Here is a 19,621-nt window from a genome sequence, read left to right as displayed (position 1 = left end):
AAGCAATCCTGGTTCAAAACAACAATTTTTGATTTACATGCACTCAGCTTGATAAAGAGGGTGCGAACATTCTACTAACTTTTGGTAAAACGTTCTGTTTGTTGTAGTCAATCAGACTAATTTGAATAAAGACGCGGTCACAGCGGTTTTTTTGGGTGTTTTCAGTATTCAAAGCAGGTTGTTTTATGCCTCACTAGTGCAGATTACAACAAGGTTGCGTCTTAGATTATTCCGCTTAATCGTCCCATCGAGTTGGCAGACATACTGCTCTACACATCAACGATTATTCAACTATGATAAGTAGCTCTCATCGCCCCCAGACAGCAACAGTAAATCGATTAGTTGATGTTTGGGCTGCACGCTATCGTCCTGATTTTTCTATACTCGCCTCCAGTGCAAGATCTTTGATTATTGATGAGATATATCAGCTATTGCAAACGCCAGCTGCCAGGGGGATATCTGCGACATTAAACAGCCAGCAGATCGTTGAAGCTTGTAAGTTAGCAGCAATTAGGTCAAAAGATTTTTATGTTCATTTTGACGATTTTGATCTCCAGGAAATTACGAGCCTAGCCCAGGTAACCAGTCGTATTTACTTACAGCTTTTGGAGTTTTATCAGACACATACAACCGTTTTCGCCATTTCAGAATGGGAACTAGAGCATTTGCCTTTGGAGCGTTTGGGACAGCTCTATAAGGTGCCTAATATCAGTGAGTTGGCCAGTGTTTTAGCACCGTCTATAGATGAGTTACAAGCCAAAAGCGCTGGCTCAAACGATGAGAAATCCCTTGGGTTTATGACCACCCAAATCAACTTAACCAATGCGTTATTACTAAAAAGTTTAGACCCATTAGAGCGAGCGTTATTGGGCGCTTATTTCAAGTTCCTCGAAGATCATATGGCCATGCCATGGCAGAGAATGTGTGGGGCTGCGTTGCACCACAGAAACGGTACGCCAATATTTGGCATAGTCGAGCGGATGGTGCCCATGATGGCGGAAATTTCATTGGCAACCTATACCCAATGGAGTCATGATTTTCCTTACCACCATACCCGTCGTGGTCGACTCGAACATCCAGAGGTCAAGCATTCGTCTTTGCGAGACTTTGATATGTTCCAAGTCTATCTATGGCTCAGTTTTTTGCAGGGGCATACCAGGGTGATCAAAGAAGAACTCGTCGTTTTATGCCGTGTGGTTTACGCTCATATCGGTATTCCCTGGGAAATGACTCTCAGGGGGGCTCAGCTGCTGACCGATAAGGTACTGAGCTGTTTAGAGCCCCACGAGCTTAATTTGGTTGCCCCCTGTGTCGAGAATATGATGCTGGTGTTCAACCATAGCAACCAAGTTATGGAGAAATTATCCCTTGGCAACGGTCATGGCTTTAATCCGGACGTCCCCTGTCAAGACTCGGGGTCGGAAAAGGGTTTTGACTAAAATCCATAGGGACTGGAGTTCTCCAGGGGTATTCCAGCGTTTCCACTGTCCAGGGCGACAGTACAGCAGCTCCACTAATCTGCGGCTTTGTGACAAAGTAACATTCTGAAACTGTACAGTGACACAGGGAAATTCGCCGTCATTACCGATCCGGGTCAGTATGCCCTGCAGGCTGAATAGATCTTCGCTAATGGAAAGTTGGATGGGACGAGTTTCACCAGGAGCTAATTGAGGTAACCCCCGCTGGGTGAGAGTGATGGTCGCACCGATTTCTGAAATGGCCGTTGTTGTGCCCCACCAGATCCGACCGTCGGCATTATCACCAATTTGCAATCGCACTACCCGGCGTAGATCAAACCAATCATAGGGGTTGGGGCGGGGCACATCTAGCAGCACCAGCAATGCGGCTCCTAGCATCATCAGGTTGTACAGGCTCCAGATCCAACCAATGCCCAGACCGCGCAGGTGAGCGGCGGTTTCTGGGGTGACTTCTAATGCCCAGTTGCCTCTTGCTAAACATTCTCCCAAATTTAACCAGATGCTACAGGCGGTGAGCACAAACATCAACATCAACGGCCAGGCTAAACTCCAGTTAAACCGGAATCCCTGACTCGATGTGCCCTTGGGGGTGACCTTAAAACCAGTGCCAAAAGGCGATAGCATTGCCTGGACCACAGTGACTGCTAGGGGAAAGGCCAGCACCAGGGAGTAAACATCTGAGAGAATTGCGGATCGAGAATGGTGATTTAGCCAGGAAAAAACCGTAATTTGAACAAAGTAGTATGGCAAAAAGAAATAGATGATTTCCTCGGGGGTAGAGCGAATAGGAATCACCCCAAACGAGTAGAATAGCGGCGAAATCAAAAATATGATACGCGATATGCTGGTAAACCAGTGCAAAATGCCTTCTAAATGCCCCAAACGCTGAATCAACTTCAGTCCTGGAATTGTTAGCGGATTAGTTTCAATAAAAAAGGACTGTAGCGTGCCTCTCGCCCAGCGCAGTCGCTGGATGGCATGGGCTGTAATATTTTCAGCTGCCAAACCCGCACTTAATTTTTCGTCTAGATATATGATTTTGTGGCCCTTGGAAGCAAGCCGCACCGCTGTAAAGTAGTCTTCACTCAGAGAATCAGTGACAAATCCGCCGGCCCCTTCTAGGGCACTGCGACGGGCAACAAACGAGGTACCCGAGCAGACAACACTGCCGACGCCGTCTCGCATGGGCTGAATTTGTCGATAGAAGACTTCTTCTTCGGGGGTGAGAACATCTTCTAGACCCAGGTTACGGGCAATTGGGTCTGGATTGTAAAAACTCTGGGGGGTTTGTACCAGGGCAACGGTGGGGTCCTGGAAAAAACCGACGGTACGCAGGAGAAAGTTACGGGTGGGTACAAAGTCAGCGTCAAAGGAGACAATGAGTTCGCTGTTGGTGTTTGCGATCGCATTGTTCAAATTTCCCGCCTTAGCATGGTCATTAGTAGACCTCGTGACATACTCACAACCCAGAGTCTCCGCCAATTTTTTAATATCAGGCCGTCGGGTATCATCCAGCAAATACACCGTTTTACTGGGATAATCCATTGCCTGGCAGCCGATGATGGTACGCCGCAAAATAAACTCCGGCTCATCATAGGTGGGAATAAATACCGCCACCGAGGGCAAAAATGTCTGATCCATCACCGCCAACTGCATCTGATCGGCCTGGGCATGACGATCTCGCACCCGCAGTAGCAAGACCAGCTGAATAATACTCACCAGTAGCCCTAGCATCTCCATCACAAACAGCGAGGTACTAGCCAGGCCGTTGAGGGGATCATCAAAATTGAGAGTGGATAACGTACGCCAGGTCACATATCGGCCCACCAAAATGAGCAACACTGCCACCACCAGAGCCCGAGACCAGGGTTTTGGTTGAGGAGAGATGCGGGTAATGGCTACTGCAAACAGAAACAGAGCCACCGTTGGAAAAATCAAGTAGTGGCCTGCTACCATAGGCGCTTCTAGCCACATGGGTGGCGATTGCTGCAGCAGGTTGAGCTGGGCGAAAATTCTGCCGATTTGTCCTTCGCCGGTAAACCAGGCCAGGGCCAGGGCGAATGCGATCGCAACGATGGCTATCATCACCCCCGTAGCACTCGAAATAGAAAGCGGTCGCTGCAGTGGAGACTTACCGCTCCGAACCATCGATTCTTCCATGAGTTGACACGTATTGCTGTAATTAGGTCTATATAACGCTACGAATAAGGTACGAATATGGACTTATTCCAGATTCAATTTATACGTATCGGTCCTACACCGACTGTTTAATAGGTTGCATACCGAACTGAAAATTTGCTGAGATATCTGTGAATTGTCACCATTAAACTTTTCAGCTGATCATCAGCCAGTATTTTTATTTTCATCATGCAGCGATTTTATACTGCGTTTACAGTGGTCCTGTCGCAGATATTTACCCCAACGCGAGAAGAACGATGACCATCAACGATTGGCTTAGACTCATGCATCCGATACTGGCGGTAAGTGTGGTATTCCCGCTTATTGGTATGGTGACCTACTTTGCTAACCAAACTCGGCAGCGACGGTTAACGGTGCAAGCCAAAGAAAAATCAAAGATTCCACCGATTGTGGGTAAAGAGCATGTCAACTTAGGCAAGTGGCTAACGGGATCTGTAGTCGGATTGACCTTAGTAGGTGTTGGCCATCCAATTATCAAAAACATCGTCAAAAAAGCCGCCACCGATAGCCCGGTGCCCCAAGGTACGGTGATATTTATCGCCATCATGTTTTTGTTTACCATTGCCTCAGTAGTATGTTTGTATCGGGCAACGGCACCACAAAAGCTATGGCGGGGTGTGTTTGCCGCCCTTTCAACGGCGGGGCTATGGATTTTAGGGAGTCAGGATGGCGTCTTTCGTCGCACCTATGAATGGCAGGTATCGCACTATTACTACGGCATGGTAGCAGCAACGTTGATGATTATTTCACTGGCTATTTTGCCCGAGATTTATAAATCAAAGACCTGGCGCAAGGTGCACATTGCCTTGAACTGCATTGCACTCTTGTTGTTTATTGGCCAAGGAATTACAGGCACACGGGATCTGTTAGAAATTCCATTAAGCTGGCAAGAGCCCTTTGTGTTTGGCTGTGATTTTGTCAATAAAACCTGTGGTGGCTAGGGGATTCTGCTTGTGTTTCTGCTTGTGTGAAGCTATGTACCTGTCTTTTTAAAGTTATGGTTTGCTCAGCCTGTGACTTTAGAAATCCCTGGACAAAGCTCTGTTAAAACCCTTGTGCGCTCAAGTAAAAGCGAAAAACAGGGCAATCAATCTGTGCTTGGAAAGTTGGTAAAAAGACTAACGCTTGCCGTGGGTGTTAATACTAACCAACTGTTTTAGGCCTCTAGGTTGTTTGTCCTGTTATTTTCGCGCTTTAGTTGTCACCGATTACCCTGGTGCTAACTCTCGCATCGTCTGCCTAGCCAGCGTCGGTCGAATCTGTCTTTGCGGTTTCATAGGCTCAATCCATATCCTCTGCGATCGCTTGACGAGCATTGTCGAGCTCGCGTCGAGCTAAAATTGTCGCCCAGGGTTCTGTCGGCTCGATCACACGTCATCCCCCTGGGCGTTTTTTCAAACAGCTTTAGATTTATGGGATGGATCGATTAAGTTGGCCATAATGGCCCAAGGGATCATCGGCACCATGGGTAGCAAACAAATAAGCCACTGGTTCCAGGTGAGAGGAGCAGTCTCAAATAGCGTATTCATCACGGACCACTGACTAAATACAATTTGCAATACAACAGCACCTGCAATCCCTAACAGCAAGATAGGTGCATTGGTAATCGATGTACACCGGCGACGCGCAAAGCTGAGCAGACTAATTCCTAACTGGCTAATACTTAGTAAATAAACAATGCGAGCGGCGACTAGCGATTGGATTGCCATTGTACGGGCGATCGCAACATCGCCAGTGGTGAATTTTGCCCATTCAAACATACCGAAGATTAAGATCCAGTTAAACAGCGAAACCAGCAAAATACGGTGCAATAATTTTCGGGTAATGAGAGGCTCTTTCGGGTGACGCGGAGGCTGTTGCATACTCCCATTTGACTTGGGCTCAAACGCCAGAGGCACCGTCATGGTCAGAGAGTTGATCATGTTTAGCCAAAGCACCTGGAGTGAGAGAATCGGCAGATCCCTGGCCAATAGAGCACTGATCAAGATAGTCATGGATTCTCCGCCATTGACGGGCAAGAGAAAGGCAATAGCCTTGCGTAAATTTTGATAAACGGTGCGACCTTCTTCGACTGCGGCTTCAATGGAGGCAAAGTTGTCATCTGTTAGCAACATATCTGCGGCTTCTCTGGCTACCTCAGTGCCACCTTTGCCCATGGCAATACCAATGTCGGCTTGCTTGAGGGCTGGGGCATCATTGACCCCATCGCCGGTCATGGCAACAATTTCACCTTTGGTCTGGAGTGCTTCTACCAATCGTAGTTTCTGGGCTGGGGCAACCCTGGCAAATACATCTCCAGCGCTCACGGCTTGAGACAATTCAAAATCGTCCATGGTGGCTAGCTTCTGCCCTTCAAATGCCAGGACAGCGGCTGTCTTTTGAATACCCATGCGCTGGGCAATGGCCTGAGCTGTTGCAATATGGTCGCCGGTAATCATCTTGATTTGAATACCAGCCGTCTGACAGCTATGTACAGCGGCGATCGCTTCAGGACGAGGGGGATCGATCATACCCTGCAATCCTAAAAAGACTAGATCAGTTTCAATGTGATCATGGTCGATGGCATGCTGATGAGGCTCTACACGTTTCTGGGCAAAAGCTAGTACTCGTAATGCTTGGGCTGTCATCAAGTTCACTGCTTGATCAATCTCTTCTCGCTCTAGAGGAATGATCTGCCCAGAGAAATCTACCATATGGGTACACCGACTCAAAAGAGCCTCAACTGAGCCTTTAACATAAATGACGCGAGACTCAGCATCATGTAGGCTGGCCATATACTGATACTCGGATTCAAATGGGATTGAATCTAAACGAGGATTGGTGGCTGCCAGACCAGCCTGGCTCAAGTCGGCCTTAGCCGCTGAAGTAATCAAGGCTCCTTCTGTTGGATCTCCGATGACAACCCAATGTTCTCCGGTGTGTTTGAGCTGACTATCATTACATAAGACGCCGGCGGTTAAACAAGTCTCTATTGCCTGGGGTAATCCATCTTCAAAAGGCGTTTGCTTGTTGTTGTGACCAGCTTTAGTAATCTCACCTTTGGGGCTATATCCGCCACCACTGACTTGATAATGTTGTCTGCCTGCATAGATTGCCTGCACGGTCATTTGGTTTTCTGTTAGCGTGCCGGTCTTGTCGGAGCAAACGATCGTGGCGCTGCCTAGGGATTCAACGGCTGGCAGTTTACGGATGATGGCATGTCGCTGGGCCATGCGATTAACGCCAATGGCCAGGGTGATGGTGACAACGGCTGGTAATCCTTCGGGAATTGCACTGACTGCTAATGCAACAGCGGCTTCAAACATGTAGACCCAGGTTTCTCCCTGGGCTAAACCAATGGTGAAGGTGAGGGTAGCCAGGGTCAGAATGCCGTAGAGTAAAATGCGGCTGAATCGAGCAAACTTGCGGGTCAGTGGGGTGCTGAGGTTAGTTCGCTCCTCCATGGACTGGGATATTTTGCCAACTTCTGTAGCGTTTGCGATCGCAACAATCACCCCCCGGCCCTGCCCAAAGGTGACAAAACTACCCGCATAGGCCATATTAGTCCGTTCCGCTAATACCGTATCCGTTGCCAACGACTGAGTAGATTTTTCAACAGGTACAGATTCTCCAGTTAAGGCAGACTCATCAATCTGCAAATTACGCGTTTGCACCAGCCGGACGTCTGCAGGCACCTTATCCCCAGAAGTCAGTAATACGATATCTCCTGGCACCAAATCTCGTGAAGGCACTTGCAATAGCTGTCCATCGCGCAGAACCGTAGTTTCAGTAACCACAGCTTGGGCTAACGAGGCAATTGCCCCTTCCGCTTTAGCTTCTTGCACATAGCCAATGACAGCATTGAGAACAGTCACTCCCCAGATGACAGCGGCATTGGTCAATGAGCCGAGAGACGCCTTAACAGCACCTGCAATCAACAGAATATAGAGAAGTGGCTGGTGAAACTGCAATAAAAACTTAAGCCAGGCCGGTTGCCCAGGCTTTACAATCAGCTCGTTCCAACCATAGGTTTCGTAACGTGTGGCAATGTCTTCTGCCGTTAATCCCTTTTCTATATTGCTATGGAAAAAGTCAATTGTTTGTTGACTAGAGAGATGGTGAAATGCGTGCGATTGTGATTGGGTTGACATGTTTACTCCTGCAGCAGCAGCAGCAGAGAGTATTTCTACCGCTGCAAACTAATGCTAACAAACGTAAAATCTCATGATAATAAAAGAAATGCATCGTGATGATAGAAATGCCTATAGTTCTTCGGGAAAACGTAAGGTTGCAGCTCTTATTGGCGTTAGTTAAATTTAAGTAAACAATAGCCAGGGCTGGTTTAAAGGATAAAGCAATCGATTAGAAACGCTATACAGTCACATCCTTAAAAGAAAATTATATTTGGATCAGCAACGCTAAAAACATTTATGCGCTCACCCCGTTCATCCCTGTCTGATTCACATATTGAAGAAACGTATCAACGAACCCGACGGCATCTATTAGGTGGGGCGATCGCACTTGGTTGTGTAGTGATCACAGGCATTTTCTGGTACAGAGTGATTGAAGGATGGACCTGGTTAGATGCAGCCTACATGTCTGTCATCACCCTAGCAACAGTGGGGTTTGCCGAAGTTCAGCCCTTGGGTGCCAGAGGGCGATTATTTACCATTATCTTGATTTTAATGGGCGTTGTTGTCATCGCCTATATCTTAAATTGTTTTACAGAAGCTCTAATTCAAGGACACTTACAGTCCGGTATTCGCTTAAGACAGCGCCGTAAGCTTATGCAATCCTTAACAAGCCATTACATCATCTGTGGATTTGGCCGCACCGGACGGCAAGTTGCCACCGAGTTTTCAATTGAGACAATCCCATTTATTGTAGTGGACTCCCATGAGGCTTCGATTCAAGCTGCTCAGCAGATGGGATTTATCACCTTTCAAGGAGATGCCACCCTGGATCATGTTCTCTTGCAAGTAGGCATTGAACGAGCCTGTGGTTTAGTCGCGGCGCTGCCCTCTGATGCCGAGAATTTATATACAGTTCTCTCCGCCAAAACCCTTGCTCCGAATGTTCGAGCCATTGCTCGGGCCAGTACTGAAGAAGCTGTTCAAAAACTGCAGCGAGGTGGTGCAGACGTGGTTGTTTCTCCCTACATTACGGGGGGGAAGCGCATGGCTGCCGCCGCTTTACGTCCTCAAGTTGTCGACTTTTTAGATGGTATTCTCACGGGCGCAGATCGCACTGTCTATATAGAAGAATTTCTGATTTCTCCAGAACATTGTCCCCAAATTGGTAAAACTCTTGGAGAAACTAAGTTAAGAATGAAATCAGGGGCCTTAATTCTGGCCATTCGTCGAGCCGATAATTCCCTAATTGTCGGCCCGAATGCTGATACTGTCCTCTGTTCTGGGGATCTGGTGATCGCCCTCGGCTCGTCCGATGAGCTATATCGACTAAACCAAATTCTTGGCCCAATTCGTCGACAATACTAGCCGTTGCTGATTCAGAGGATAACCTGATCAAGCCGCGAACTCATCCATGCTCTTGAGACTTTATCTGAGATTTCCTACTTCGCGTTTGAGCATTGCCCCTGCCGTAAAAATGCCCACTATTGCCAACAAAGCCATGGGATAAAACACATAGAGATAGGTCCCTAACCAATCTCGAATTTGTCCAGTGGCCACTGTGCCAAGCAGTGCACCTACACCATAGGCTGTGAAGACAATGCCATAATTTTGAGCATACCGATTAGGGTCAAAAAACTGTAGCGTTATGGTCGGAGCCATAGCTAACCAGCCACCTAAACAAAACCAAAATATACAGAAGGCAATCAGGTAGGTGAGAACCTGGCCTTGTTGAGCCCCTAACATTAACAAACAGGCAATCATTGATAAGGTGTAGGAGCCAATGGCTACATAGTGGGGTTTAATGCGATCGCACAGCCAACCAAACAGAGGCCGACTGAATCCATTAAAGAGTGCAAATAGCGCCACACTGCTGGCCGCCAACTCTGGCTTAATCTTGATAATCTCCTCTCCGACCGGGCCAGAAATACCGATAGCACTTAAACCAATCAAAGTACCAATGCAATAGCAGATCCATAGACCATAAAACGATTGACTTTTAAGTAAACGAGACGGATAGCGGCGTCTGTCAATGGATCCTGAAGCTAGCTGATAGTGACGTGGTTGCCAGCCCTGAGGTGGCAACTTGAGCAAAGCGGCAATGCCTAGAATAATCACCATAAAGATAATACCCAGGAGCCGTAGCGTCGGTCTTACCGTGTAGGTATCAATGAAGTAATTCGCTAGAGGTGCTGTGATTAGAGGAGAGAGCCCAAAGCCCACAATCGTTGCGCCCACCGCTAATCCCTTTCTGTCTGGGAACCACTGAGCAGCCACCACCATGGGTACCCCATAGGTAATACCAACGCCAGTACCCGCAATCACGCCATAGGTAAATGTTAAAACTCCAACATGTGTGGCAAAGCTGGAAAGAATATAGCCACAGCCCACTATAATCCCCCCAATTATTGTTACTAATCGAACGCCAAACCGAGGGATATAGGCACCTGTAACTAGCACAAAAACAGCATAGAAAATAAGCACAAAGGTGTATGGTAACAAGCTGGCTGTTGCACTAATATTTAGCTCATTTTCTAGAGGTGTTCTAAAAATACTCCAGGAGTAAACACTACCGGAACACAGCAAAATCACCATGCCCAAAGGGATAAATAACCACCTTCCTTGCTCTGCGGGTAAGCCCAGCACGGTTAGCCTCGACGTATTATCAGCAATCTCCATGGCTATTTCTGTCGTCCTCACTGAATGCTTCTGAATTATGGACGTGTTCAACCTACAGAACTGTATTTTGACTAGCGTTCACCGAATCAATAGAATATCTTCCTATTTTGTTAAGGGTGCGATCGCAGAACTTTATGTAGCATCTACCATGACCCTGCACTGCCCGACCTGTGTTAACGAACTGTGGCTCTAATTGCCTCGGCATCAATGGCAGGGATTAAATATAGACGCAGCAGGTCTCCGACCGTACCAGCCACCAAAGAAACCTTGCGCAAGAACTTCCACACCTTAGGAGCTGCACTTTCGGCAATGGTTTTCATTTTTAGATTGCGGGCAGCGCAGCGATCGAGGCGCTTAAAGAATTCGGGATGATCAACATCGAGAATTACCGGGAAAGCACGAGCTGAAGTGTTATTCGTCTCGCGAATGACGTCGGTGTCAAACTGGGTGGCGTCGAGACCAAGCATTTCGTAAAATTTGGTGCGCTCGTGGACGGTGAGGCTATGGGTGGCAAAAACAGAGAGCAGGAAAAAGCGGCTCCAGAGGCGAGACTGCCAGGTTTTCCACATGTTGGGCTGCGATCGCAACAATGCTTTAAAAATATCTCCGTGGCGATTCTCGTCCTGACACCAGCTTTCAAAGTAGTTAAACAACGGATAAAAGCGATTTTCGGGATGCTGTTCCAAATGACGATGGATCAAAATATAGCGCCAGTAGCCAATTTTCTCTGATAGGTACACGGCATAGATAACCCACTCCACCGGGAAAAACGTATAATCTCGTTTTTTAGTAAGCTTACCAAGATCTAATGAGATATTAAAATCTGCCATGGCCTTATTGAGAAAACCGGCATGGCGAGCTTCATCGCGGGCCATCAACGAAAACATTTCTGCCAGTATTGGGCTGCGTCCCTTGAGCTTACGCGACAACTCCTTAAATAACAAAAAACCTGAGAATTCTGAAACACATGAGCGTTCTAGATAGTCGATAAACGCTTGTCGCTCTTCCCCCTGAATGTGGTCCCATGTCTGCTTAAAAGCATCATTACGAACAAAATGATGGCGATTGTAATCAGCCCTCATCTCGGACAACATTGCCTGTAAATCCACTTCCCCTTCAGAAAGATCTAAATTAGCCGCTTTTTCAAAGTCTGTCGTGTAAAAACGAGGCGTCAGTAAATTCTCTTCAACCTGCGATTTTTGACTGGCGGCAACCTTAGCTGAGGACGATGTGGTGCTGACCATAGCGTTTTGATGTCTCCAATGTCTGTTTATAGCTTTGTGGGCATTATAAAGAGAAAAGCAAACCAGATACTAGAGTATTGGTGCCCCAATGCTAAAACTTAATCTACTGCTATTGTTGCGGTCAGAGTAAACTTAATTAAGCATTGCTTGTAGCCATCAATGGTGAAATAGACGCACACCTTAAGCTGATATTTACTTGTTTTATGAGTTCGGATGGGTCAAATGGTTTTGCCAAAATGCTGTTGATTCCTAATCGTTCACTTTGTTGTCGATCACTGGTTCGCACGCGGGGAACAAGAAAAATCATCGGGGTTTGCCGTAGCACGGGAACTGATCTCAAAACAAACAACTGGTACTCTTGAATGACATCAGTATCTAATAACAACAGATCGGGCTGGTAAACTGTAGCAATACCAATTGCTTGGGTAATTGTAGAGACAGTTGAAATGTGGGCGTTGGCGATTAATTCAAGACTCAACCGTAGAATCACTTCCATATCTTCAACTGGAGTAATCACTAGAATATGTCTGGTGGTTTGAAATAGAGATTTAGCCATAGGGGGGCTCCTTTGAATAGAGGTATACACTGGCCCTGCTGATAAATGCAATAGAGCCAGTGTTTTTTTGTCATTGTGGAGCAGGCTGAATCTTTTTAGTTATGGCTTAGTTGCCAGCAACTTCAGTCTGTAGTTGAGGGGTGTGAGGACTGCTAAATTGCAGGTGAGCATCAGGCTGTTGACAGGCGACCATTGTTTTGACATGTTCCATCTCGTCATCACGAATGGCAACAAAAACATCATAGAGATTGTTGATCTCGGGTCGACGTTGGGCCGGTGGCTGAGCTGTTTGAAACTCATCAAACATGTAGAGATCGCCATCTCGGTAATAATCAATGGCAACTTGAGGGGCAGGTAGGGTTTTGAGATGAGTTTCTTCCTGGATCAAAAACTTGTCATAGCTTGCATAGGCATGCTGTTCAACTAGCTCCATAAAGTTATAAGCAGCATTAGGTGCTACTAAATAGAGCCCGATCACAATCCAGTAGTAAAGCAAGGCTGTATGACGAGCCAAAAATCGATCGATCCAGCGTCCATCACCTCCTAGCTCTTCCATGATTAACAGGTGATGCAACTCATTCCAAGATTCAGCAAAATGAACTTTCAGCCAATCTATTTTACGCCACCATCCAAGCGTTTCGTAGAGGTGTAAGACCGATAAATAGGAGAAGTAAGGAACACGAGCAACTGTTTCAAGAACATAAAATCGTGGATAAGGGCGGTTTCGATAGACAACATTAATGACAAAGACCAGTATGCCAACCAATAGTCTAATCATGCTAAAGCTCTCTTTCTTGGTGCTCCTTATATCCTCACTTGTCTCTCAAAAATGGCAAGACCGTTTCTTTAGGGTCTCTTAGGGGAGTAATAGGAAAAATTAGAGTTTCTTTCAGTAAAAAAATGATTACTAGGTGATTTGGGCTTTCACCTTAAAGAAAAATTAAACTTCAATCCATTTAAGAATGTCTTAATTTTTGTCGCAAACTGATCAGACAAAATAAGAGGTAAGTAGATACAGGTAGGCCTATTTTTTCGGACAATATGCTCGACACCCATAGTTGTTTTCAGTCCCAATGTCCGATTCAGTTCATCCTTGATATGTTAGGTGGCAAATGGTCATTATTGATCTTACGCCAGCTTTGGGATCAAGATTGTCGCACCCATGAGCTGTTAACTGCTTTACCTGGAATCAGTAGCAAAACCCTAACGGCCAAACTGCGAAGCTTAGAGGAGCATGGGATTATCGCTCGACGGGCTTACCCAGAAATCCCGCCTCGTGTGGAATATTCTGTCACTCCAAAAGGTAAAGAGCTGAAGCCTGTATTTATGGCCCTCTATCAGGTTGGTCAGCAGTGGTTGCATCGAGACGACTGTGTCTGTCCCATTACCGAAAATGCTGAACCTACGGTTGCCGCTACCACAGTACCGGTTAAGGAATTAAGTAATTGTCGACGCAGCAACGACATACTGTACAGTCCATCATCCATGGATGTTATCTAAAAAGACGACTAAAAAAAACTCGTGCTGGAGCAAATGCTCCAGCCGAGTATTGGCTTTAGAAGAGATAAGAGAACGTTAAGTAGGAATTATGTGGTTGAATCCTGGTTGGTTTTCCGGGTGTTGATACCCAGTAGACCATAGAGAGCGCAGGAACCAAATACTCCACTGAGTAAAGCCACACTGCCAACAATATCTAACACCATTCCTAAGGTTGAACCGGCATAAACCGTCAACCCAAAATAAAGGGACCCAATTGCTACAAGTAATCGCAGCAGGCGATCAACAGTACCAACATTATTAAACATGGAACGTAACCTCCAAAATCTAGTATTAACTACGGCTCATCTGTTCTGTCAGGCTTAAGCTACAACCGGCGTTGCAGCTGGCAAACGATCCATTACAGCCTGCATCTTCTGACTGGCTTCTAAGGCGATCTCTTTAGCTTGAGGACTGTGAATCATCAAAAACATAATTAATGGATCGACTGCTGAGACTTCTACTCGTCCATCGTCGTGCTCTTGAACGACAACGTTACAGGGATAAAGCGCTCCAGCTTTGTCGTCAGTTTGCAACATGCGATAGGCAATTAGCGGATGACAGGCTCCGAGAATCTTATAGTTGCGGAAATCGGTGTCTAGCTTTTTCTTAAAAGCGGTCTGCACATCGATTTCGGTCAAGATTCCCAGTCCTTCGGCTTGAAGCGCTTCAGTCACCTGAGCTATGGCTTCATCAAAGGAAGCCTGAATTGTCTTACTAAAGTGATACATAGCGAATGTGAGTTTGTCTAAATTGCTGAGAAATGTATCGGACTGGCGTGATGCCTTAATCTCTAAAATCATCATATAACTAAATAGTGATTTAATCAACCACTTTTTTTATCCTTTGATTAGAATCTCTCAGGGTCATTGACAGAATGCGATGGTTTTTAATATCTGAATAGCTAAAAGATAATAAAAATGATGTGCTAAGAAATCAGAATTTATTAATGTCTAGATTTTTGCCCACTCTGTGAGCAGCCCCTCAGGGGGTGAGGACTGGGGTAAGGGCTATCCGAACATCAGCAAAGTCAAAACTGTTGGCTCCCCATTCCTAAGCCCTCTTAGATCCAAAGATGGAAGGGTGAGACAGAGACATGAAGAGGATATCTGCACTGGTCAAGTTTTAAGCTGACCTAAATTGTTATAGCTAATTCTTCATCGGCTATATGCGGTAAGCTATGTTTAAGCGAAAACCAGAGGTTTTTACAGAAAAACTCAACTGCTCAACGTCAACAAAGATTAATTGATTGCTGACGGCTCAGATAGCCAGGTTAGTAAAAGGAGACATTAATTATGGCAAATGTTGTTGTCATTGGGGCTGGTTTAGCGGGGTTGCCAACAGCCTATGAGCTACGCCACTGGTTACCTAAGCGTCACACGGTAACGCTGATTTCTAATGAGTCTAAGTTCACGTTTATTCCAGGGCTTATTCAGGTGGCGCTAAACCTGAAATCGTTAGACCATATTCAGTTAGATCTGTCGCGACTGGCCCAGCGACATCAGCTCAATTGGGTGCATGGTCGGGTGACTAACTTGACCCCTGATAGGAAACAGCTTGTGATTGAGGAGAGTCTGGTTATCGAATATGACTACCTTGCGATCGCAACCGGTGCCGCTCTTGCCTTTGACCAAATTTCAGGCTCAGGCCCCAACGGCTACACCCAGTCTGTTTGTACTCCTCACCATGCCCTGGCGGCCCGACAGGCCTGGCTCGACTTTCTGAAAAATCCGGGACCTCTAGTTGTTGGTGCAGCTCCGGGTGTGGGGTGCTTTGGCCCTGCCTATGAGTTTGTTCTCATGGCCGAGCACGAACTCCGCCGCCTTGGTTTACGTCAGCAGGTACCCATTACCTACATCACGCCGGAACCCTATGTAGGACATTTAGGTGTTTCTAATATTCAGCATTCTCAAAAACTAACCACTGCTCTGATGCAGGAACGAGAGATTAAGGTGATTGAGAATGCTGAAATCACCGCTGTAAACCAACAAACGATTACTCTGGCCGATGGCCGCACCTTGCCCTTCGCGTATTCCATGATCCTACCCACCTTTCGCGGTGTTGACTTTGTGCGAGCAGTGCCCGGTTTAGCGGATGACCAGGGATTTATTCCTGTATTGCCAAACCAACGCCACCCTCAGTTTTCAACAATTTATGCAGCAGGTGTCAGCACTCAACTCGAACAGCCTGATCAAACTCCTATTCCCATCACATCACCCAAAAGTGGTCAAATGGCAGAAACCATGGCTGCTGCAGTAGCCCACAACATTGCTGTTGAACTAGGAGCAATGCGTGCCCCGTTGCAGGTGCCAACGCTGGATGCCCTTTGTTTTGCAGAATTTGGTCAGACGGGTATTGCCTACATTGCCGCCCCAGTTCTCCCCGACCCTGAAACCGGCAAACGTAAGCGTTCCTATGCAGTGCGAGGGCCATGGGTTGTCTGGGTTAAGACCGCATTCGAACACTATTTTATGCTCAAAATGCGATCGGGTCTGGGGATGCCATGGTTTGAAAAACTGGGTCTGCGTGCCCTATTTGGTCTCAAAATGTTAAAAGCAGACACGTCGTCTGTGGTGGGATCTAGGGCTACAGGCGTTGACGGTTGAATACTCGAAAGGTGAGTGAGCCAGCAATAAAAGCAGCCAGGAAGATAACAGGGTTCCATGCATTTAATGTCAGTGCAACAATGGCAGGTCCTGGACAGTAGCCTGCAATGCCCCAACCGATGCCAAAGATGGCGGTCCCTAGCACTAAAGATAGGTCAATGTCCCTGCGAGTTGGCAATCTAAATTGAGTGGCGACAAGTGGGTGGGGCCATCGCAAAACAAATCGAAATGTAATTACGGTGACGCTCACGGCTCCACCCAGGACAAATAAAAGTGTCGGGTCCCAATTACCGGCGATGTCTAAAAATCCTAACACCCGCTCTCGGTCAATCATTTGCGATAACCCTAACCCCAGGCCAAATAGCCAACCCGCTAAGATCGCAATCAAATTCTGTCTCAAAGCTAATGTTTGTTGTAGTGAGAGTCTGTTCATGTCTTTTATCCAGCAATGCCATGACGGGTAATCCAGACAGTCACCATCGCTGTAGTCAGAAAGGTAAGGACTGCCACTAGCGATCGCAATGACAATCGACCCAACCCACACACCCCATGACCACTGGTGCAGCCATTGCCTAAACGAGTGCCAAATCCCACCAAAAACCCACCCAATATCATCGAGCCAGGCGCTAGTATCGGTCGAGGCGTCACCTCGGCTGCAAGACCATGCTCATAGACGAGCCCACCCAGCAGCATGCCAGCGATAAACAACCATCGCCAAATCTCATCACCCTGGATCGCACCATTAACAATGCCGCTAATGCCTGCTATGCGACCGTTAAATGCCAGCAGCAACGTTGCACTCAGACCAATTAACAGACCTCCCAAAAACCCCGTTACCCAGGTTGATTCCATCATGGTAGCAGCAATATCTCAGAAAATTATATAATTAATTAGTAATATAATGCCATGACATTTCCCGAGTTGTGCAAACATTCACCATTGAAATTTCACCATTGTCACCATTGGTATATTGGCTACCTAAATGCTGAAAAGGCCTGATTCCAAGACGATCAGGGCGAAAGTGCTGCAAAAGCTTTATAATACTTTATGGTAATATAGTTAACGGTCCATCACCTGTTCTCATCCCTCACAGTTCCTGCCAAGCGAATTGCACCTATGCCTGCTACTAAGAAATCTAAGAAGAAAACGTTCAGAACTTCAACGGCTACCGTCGAGTCGTCTGACAGCGGTATCACGTCTCTTTCACCAGCGGCCCTGGGATTGATGGCTGAGTTTTTTAAGGTTTTATCTGAGGTGAGTCGCCTACAGATTGTCTGTGCCTTAAAATCAGGGGCAAAAAATGTCACAGAGATCATTGAGATTACTGGGTTGGGGCAGGCTAATGTTTCAAAACACTTAAAGATGCTGACCCAGGCTGGTGTGGTCAGCCGTCGTCAGGAGGGTGTATGCGTCTATTATCAAATTGCTAACCCATTTCTATTTGAACTTTGCGATCTGGTTTGTAATGCGTTATCGATTCAGATCGAACAGCAGTCGCAACAGTTTCAGCAGTTAGGGGTCATGCGTCAGCCCCGCTAGGTGCGATCTTGGTATCAACTGTTTCGATGGCAGGCTATTGCTAGCGGCTAAGGACAAAACACTTGTAAGGCCCTGCATTAGGCTGCGTTCTTCATAAGTTCCTCAGATTTTTGCCCTACCCTAAGAGCAATAGTGGGGCATCTCCTGTGGAGCAGCTGTGGAGGGACGCTCATGACAACTCGATTTTGCGATCGCACCGATGCCGGGCAACAACTGGCACAGCAGCTAAACGTCTATGCTAACCGTGCCGATGTTTTAGTGCTGGCCTTGCCACGTGGTGGGGTACCGGTTGCCTATGAGATTGCTTGCGCCCTGAATCTAGCTTTGGATATCTGTCTGGTTAGAAAGTTGGGAGAGCCTGGTAACCGGGAGAGTGCCGTCGGAGCTATTGCGGCCAACGGTGTGCGCGTACTCAATCACTATGCTCTGCGCTATTCAGGGATTACTCAACAGGAACTTCAAAAGATTACAGAAGGCGAGCGTCAGGAATTAAAACGACGCCAACAGGTCTATCGTGGTAATCGTCCTCCAGTGAATGTCTATGATCGGATTGTCATCTTAGTAGACGATGGACTGGCTACTGGGGCAACTATGCGAGCAGCGGTGATGTGGGTGCGATCGCAACAGCCAAGACAACTAATTATTGCTGTTCCTATTGCTGCTATGGGCGCTTATAAACAACTTAAAACCCAGGTTGATCGCATCGTGTGTCTATCCATTCCCCGTAACATGTATGCCATTGGTCTTTGGTATGAAAATTTTAACCAAGTCACCGATGAGCAAGTTTGTACGCTACTAGAGCAAGCAACAGGTGTCAGTCATTTAACTAGCCAATCCTAGAAGTACAGCGTCTCCTAGTTTATGTGAATGGCAGGTCTACAGCCGGTATGTGCCATCCATGGATCGTGTCTGATACCAATGTTTTTAGCAAGAGCGAACTGGGAGTCTGCCCCACTGCCAGACTCCTGATGTCATACTTCAAAAAGTGGTCGTTCTAAGTTTGTGACGTTGAAGTATCCGCACTATCTGTCGCATCTATAGTTTCTTCTGCGCGGCTGAGCATAGTTTCCTTTATGTGCCGGGCTTCTTGTCGTTGTTGTGTAACATGTTCACGCTCTTCAGCAGTGACTGAAGAGTCTTCGTGTAAACTGTCTGCAGCCCGATTAAGTACTTTCTCATCTAGCTGTTCTGTATGCTGACGAGCCTGGGTAGCAGCTGTTCTGGCATCTTGTTCAATAGTCATCTGGGTTCCTTATGTGCGACTAGCATTAATGCTAACGGTTAGCATACTCGAATACTTTGAGGATGTTATGAGGTTTGGTATCTTTTAAAGAAAAATAAACCTACACAACAGTGATTACTTAGCAGGTATTTGACGATGTAACAACCACTGTTCAAACAGCAGTATAGATGCCAACAAGGCTACTTTGAGCGCTAAGGGAGAGGCCCCTATGGCAATCATTAAACAGGCTGTGGCCACCAGACCCGCCGAGATCACCTCAGTTTGATTGTGGGCGGTTAAGAAAACTCGGAGTGCAATTAAAAATAGGGCTGTTACGATAATTAATGTTGTCCACATGCTGAGCTGTCTCCTAAGAAAGGTTTACTCAAGATCATCATGTTTAACGAAGAAACCAGGATCAAAACTAAGACCTTTAGATAGGCTGTAGGGAGT

19 protein-coding genes are annotated in these 19,621 nt (G+C 46.7%); 7 read left to right on the top strand and 12 right to left on the bottom strand.

Annotated features, from left to right (window positions below; translation table 11 throughout):
* The first annotated feature begins 293 nt into the window (after nt 1-293).
* Nucleotides 294-1,439 carry a hypothetical protein gene (locus N836_RS62540; RefSeq protein ID WP_023075006.1) on the top strand — a complete coding sequence of 382 codons (1,146 nt, stop codon included), beginning with the start codon at nt 294-296 and terminating at the stop codon, nt 1,437-1,439.
* Here N836_RS62540 and N836_RS62535 read toward each other — a convergent pair.
* Complete coding sequence (locus N836_RS62535) at nt 1,362-3,626, bottom strand: glycosyltransferase family 2 protein (protein ID WP_036054182.1); 2,265 nt, start codon at nt 3,624-3,626, stop codon at nt 1,362-1,364. The two genes, N836_RS62540 and N836_RS62535, sit on opposite strands and share 78 nt — an antisense overlap.
* Before the next feature lie 287 nt (nt 3,627-3,913).
* Between N836_RS62535 and N836_RS62530 the strand changes: the two genes are divergently transcribed.
* Nucleotides 3,914-4,618 (top strand): DUF4079 domain-containing protein, encoded by a 705-nt coding sequence (locus N836_RS62530; protein ID WP_023075004.1) that lies wholly within the window; start codon nt 3,914-3,916, stop codon nt 4,616-4,618.
* A gap of 453 nt (nt 4,619-5,071) precedes the next feature.
* On the opposite strand, the gene N836_RS62525 is transcribed toward N836_RS62530, so the two are convergent.
* On the bottom strand, nt 5,072-7,807 hold the full coding sequence (locus N836_RS62525; protein ID WP_023075003.1) for a cation-transporting P-type ATPase: 2,736 nt from the start codon (nt 7,805-7,807) through the stop codon (nt 5,072-5,074).
* Nucleotides 7,808-8,086: 279 nt separating this feature from the next.
* Between N836_RS62525 and N836_RS62520 the strand changes: the two genes are divergently transcribed.
* Nucleotides 8,087-9,154, top strand: coding sequence for a potassium channel family protein (locus N836_RS62520; RefSeq protein WP_023075002.1), 1,068 nt, complete (start codon nt 8,087-8,089; stop codon nt 9,152-9,154).
* A 60-nt stretch (nt 9,155-9,214) separates the two neighbouring features.
* Here the strand turns inward: N836_RS62520 and N836_RS62515 are convergent, their stop codons facing one another.
* The 4 genes from N836_RS62515 to N836_RS62500 form a co-directional block, all read right to left on the bottom strand.
* Nucleotides 9,215-10,465: an L-lactate MFS transporter gene (locus N836_RS62515; protein WP_023075001.1), complete on the bottom strand. Its 1,251-nt coding sequence runs from the start codon at nt 10,463-10,465 to the stop codon at nt 9,215-9,217.
* Nucleotides 10,466-10,638: 173 nt separating this feature from the next.
* Complete coding sequence (gene acsF / locus N836_RS62510) at nt 10,639-11,709, bottom strand: magnesium-protoporphyrin IX monomethyl ester (oxidative) cyclase (protein WP_023075000.1); 1,071 nt, start codon at nt 11,707-11,709, stop codon at nt 10,639-10,641.
* Nucleotides 11,710-11,845: 136 nt separating this feature from the next.
* Complete coding sequence (locus tag N836_RS62505) at nt 11,846-12,265, bottom strand: response regulator (protein WP_023074999.1); 420 nt, start codon at nt 12,263-12,265, stop codon at nt 11,846-11,848.
* 106 nt (nt 12,266-12,371) lie between these two features.
* Nucleotides 12,372-13,043, bottom strand: coding sequence for an alternative oxidase (locus N836_RS62500; RefSeq protein ID WP_023074998.1), 672 nt, complete (start codon nt 13,041-13,043; stop codon nt 12,372-12,374).
* A 263-nt stretch (nt 13,044-13,306) separates the two neighbouring features.
* On the opposite strand from N836_RS62500, the gene N836_RS62495 reads away from it, so the two are divergent.
* Nucleotides 13,307-13,765 (top strand): winged helix-turn-helix transcriptional regulator, encoded by a 459-nt coding sequence (locus tag N836_RS62495; RefSeq protein WP_023074997.1) that lies wholly within the window; start codon nt 13,307-13,309, stop codon nt 13,763-13,765.
* An 86-nt stretch (nt 13,766-13,851) separates the two neighbouring features.
* Here the strand turns inward: N836_RS62495 and N836_RS62490 are convergent, their stop codons facing one another.
* Nucleotides 13,852-14,070, bottom strand: coding sequence for a YgaP family membrane protein (locus N836_RS62490; protein WP_023074996.1), 219 nt, complete (start codon nt 14,068-14,070; stop codon nt 13,852-13,854).
* A gap of 54 nt (nt 14,071-14,124) precedes the next feature.
* A complete protein-coding gene (locus N836_RS62485) occupies nt 14,125-14,607 on the bottom strand; it encodes a DUF302 domain-containing protein (protein ID WP_023074995.1) in 483 nt (160 codons plus the stop codon).
* A 489-nt stretch (nt 14,608-15,096) separates the two neighbouring features.
* Here N836_RS62485 and N836_RS62480 point away from each other — a divergent pair, with 489 nt between their 5' ends.
* Nucleotides 15,097-16,407: an NAD(P)/FAD-dependent oxidoreductase gene (locus N836_RS62480; protein WP_023074994.1), complete on the top strand. Its 1,311-nt coding sequence runs from the start codon at nt 15,097-15,099 to the stop codon at nt 16,405-16,407.
* On the opposite strand, the gene N836_RS62475 is transcribed toward N836_RS62480, so the two are convergent.
* Both N836_RS62475 and N836_RS62470 read right to left on the bottom strand, forming a co-directional pair.
* Nucleotides 16,388-16,840, bottom strand: a complete 453-nt coding sequence (locus tag N836_RS62475; protein ID WP_023074993.1) for a DUF6691 family protein — start codon at nt 16,838-16,840, stop codon at nt 16,388-16,390. The two genes, N836_RS62480 and N836_RS62475, sit on opposite strands and share 20 nt — an antisense overlap.
* A 5-nt stretch (nt 16,841-16,845) precedes the next feature.
* Entirely contained in the window at nt 16,846-17,262 is a 417-nt protein-coding gene (locus N836_RS62470) for a YeeE/YedE family protein (protein ID WP_031293639.1), read from the bottom strand.
* Between the two features lie 261 nt (nt 17,263-17,523).
* Between N836_RS62470 and N836_RS62465 the strand changes: the two genes are divergently transcribed.
* Both N836_RS62465 and N836_RS62460 read left to right on the top strand, forming a co-directional pair.
* Nucleotides 17,524-17,946: an ArsR/SmtB family transcription factor gene (locus tag N836_RS62465; protein ID WP_200867458.1), complete on the top strand. Its 423-nt coding sequence runs from the start codon at nt 17,524-17,526 to the stop codon at nt 17,944-17,946.
* Between the two features lie 171 nt (nt 17,947-18,117).
* A complete protein-coding gene (locus N836_RS62460; RefSeq protein ID WP_023074990.1) occupies nt 18,118-18,786 on the top strand; it encodes a phosphoribosyltransferase in 669 nt (222 codons plus the stop codon).
* A 154-nt stretch (nt 18,787-18,940) separates the two neighbouring features.
* Here the strand turns inward: N836_RS62460 and N836_RS62455 are convergent, their stop codons facing one another.
* Together N836_RS62455 and N836_RS62450 are read right to left on the bottom strand one after the other, a co-directional pair.
* Complete coding sequence (locus N836_RS62455) at nt 18,941-19,189, bottom strand: hypothetical protein (protein ID WP_023074989.1); 249 nt, start codon at nt 19,187-19,189, stop codon at nt 18,941-18,943.
* Between the two features lie 114 nt (nt 19,190-19,303).
* The gene (locus N836_RS62450; RefSeq protein WP_023074988.1) at nt 19,304-19,525 is read right to left on the bottom strand and encodes a hypothetical protein; all 222 of its coding nucleotides are present in this window, start codon (nt 19,523-19,525) and stop codon (nt 19,304-19,306) included.
* Nucleotides 19,526-19,621 lie beyond the last annotated feature (96 nt).

This window comes from Leptolyngbya sp. Heron Island J, from assembly GCF_000482245.1.
GTDB lineage: Bacteria > Cyanobacteriota > Cyanobacteriia > Phormidesmidales > Phormidesmidaceae > Leptothoe.
Note: the sequence above shows the minus strand (reverse complement) of the source record. Positions and strands in the feature narration are given on the sequence as shown.

Coding starts and splice junctions, on each gene's coding strand:
- N836_RS62540 (WP_023075006.1), top strand. CDS start 294: ATGATAAGTAGCTCTCATCGCCCCCAGACAGCAACAGTAAATCGATTA.
- N836_RS62535 (WP_036054182.1), bottom strand. CDS start 3,626: ATGGTTCGGAGCGGTAAGTCTCCACTGCAGCGACCGCTTTCTATTTCG.
- N836_RS62530 (WP_023075004.1), top strand. CDS start 3,914: ATGACCATCAACGATTGGCTTAGACTCATGCATCCGATACTGGCGGTA.
- N836_RS62525 (WP_023075003.1), bottom strand. CDS start 7,807: ATGTCAACCCAATCACAATCGCACGCATTTCACCATCTCTCTAGTCAA.
- N836_RS62520 (WP_023075002.1), top strand. CDS start 8,087: ATGCGCTCACCCCGTTCATCCCTGTCTGATTCACATATTGAAGAAACG.
- N836_RS62515 (WP_023075001.1), bottom strand. CDS start 10,465: ATGGAGATTGCTGATAATACGTCGAGGCTAACCGTGCTGGGCTTACCC.
- acsF (WP_023075000.1), bottom strand. CDS start 11,709: ATGGTCAGCACCACATCGTCCTCAGCTAAGGTTGCCGCCAGTCAAAAA.
- N836_RS62505 (WP_023074999.1), bottom strand. CDS start 12,265: ATGGCTAAATCTCTATTTCAAACCACCAGACATATTCTAGTGATTACT.
- N836_RS62500 (WP_023074998.1), bottom strand. CDS start 13,043: ATGATTAGACTATTGGTTGGCATACTGGTCTTTGTCATTAATGTTGTC.
- N836_RS62495 (WP_023074997.1), top strand. CDS start 13,307: ATGCTCGACACCCATAGTTGTTTTCAGTCCCAATGTCCGATTCAGTTC.
- N836_RS62490 (WP_023074996.1), bottom strand. CDS start 14,070: ATGTTTAATAATGTTGGTACTGTTGATCGCCTGCTGCGATTACTTGTA.
- N836_RS62485 (WP_023074995.1), bottom strand. CDS start 14,607: ATGATGATTTTAGAGATTAAGGCATCACGCCAGTCCGATACATTTCTC.
- N836_RS62480 (WP_023074994.1), top strand. CDS start 15,097: ATGGCAAATGTTGTTGTCATTGGGGCTGGTTTAGCGGGGTTGCCAACA.
- N836_RS62475 (WP_023074993.1), bottom strand. CDS start 16,840: ATGAACAGACTCTCACTACAACAAACATTAGCTTTGAGACAGAATTTG.
- N836_RS62470 (WP_031293639.1), bottom strand. CDS start 17,262: ATGATGGAATCAACCTGGGTAACGGGGTTTTTGGGAGGTCTGTTAATT.
- N836_RS62465 (WP_200867458.1), top strand. CDS start 17,524: ATGCCTGCTACTAAGAAATCTAAGAAGAAAACGTTCAGAACTTCAACG.
- N836_RS62460 (WP_023074990.1), top strand. CDS start 18,118: ATGACAACTCGATTTTGCGATCGCACCGATGCCGGGCAACAACTGGCA.
- N836_RS62455 (WP_023074989.1), bottom strand. CDS start 19,189: ATGACTATTGAACAAGATGCCAGAACAGCTGCTACCCAGGCTCGTCAG.
- N836_RS62450 (WP_023074988.1), bottom strand. CDS start 19,525: ATGTGGACAACATTAATTATCGTAACAGCCCTATTTTTAATTGCACTC.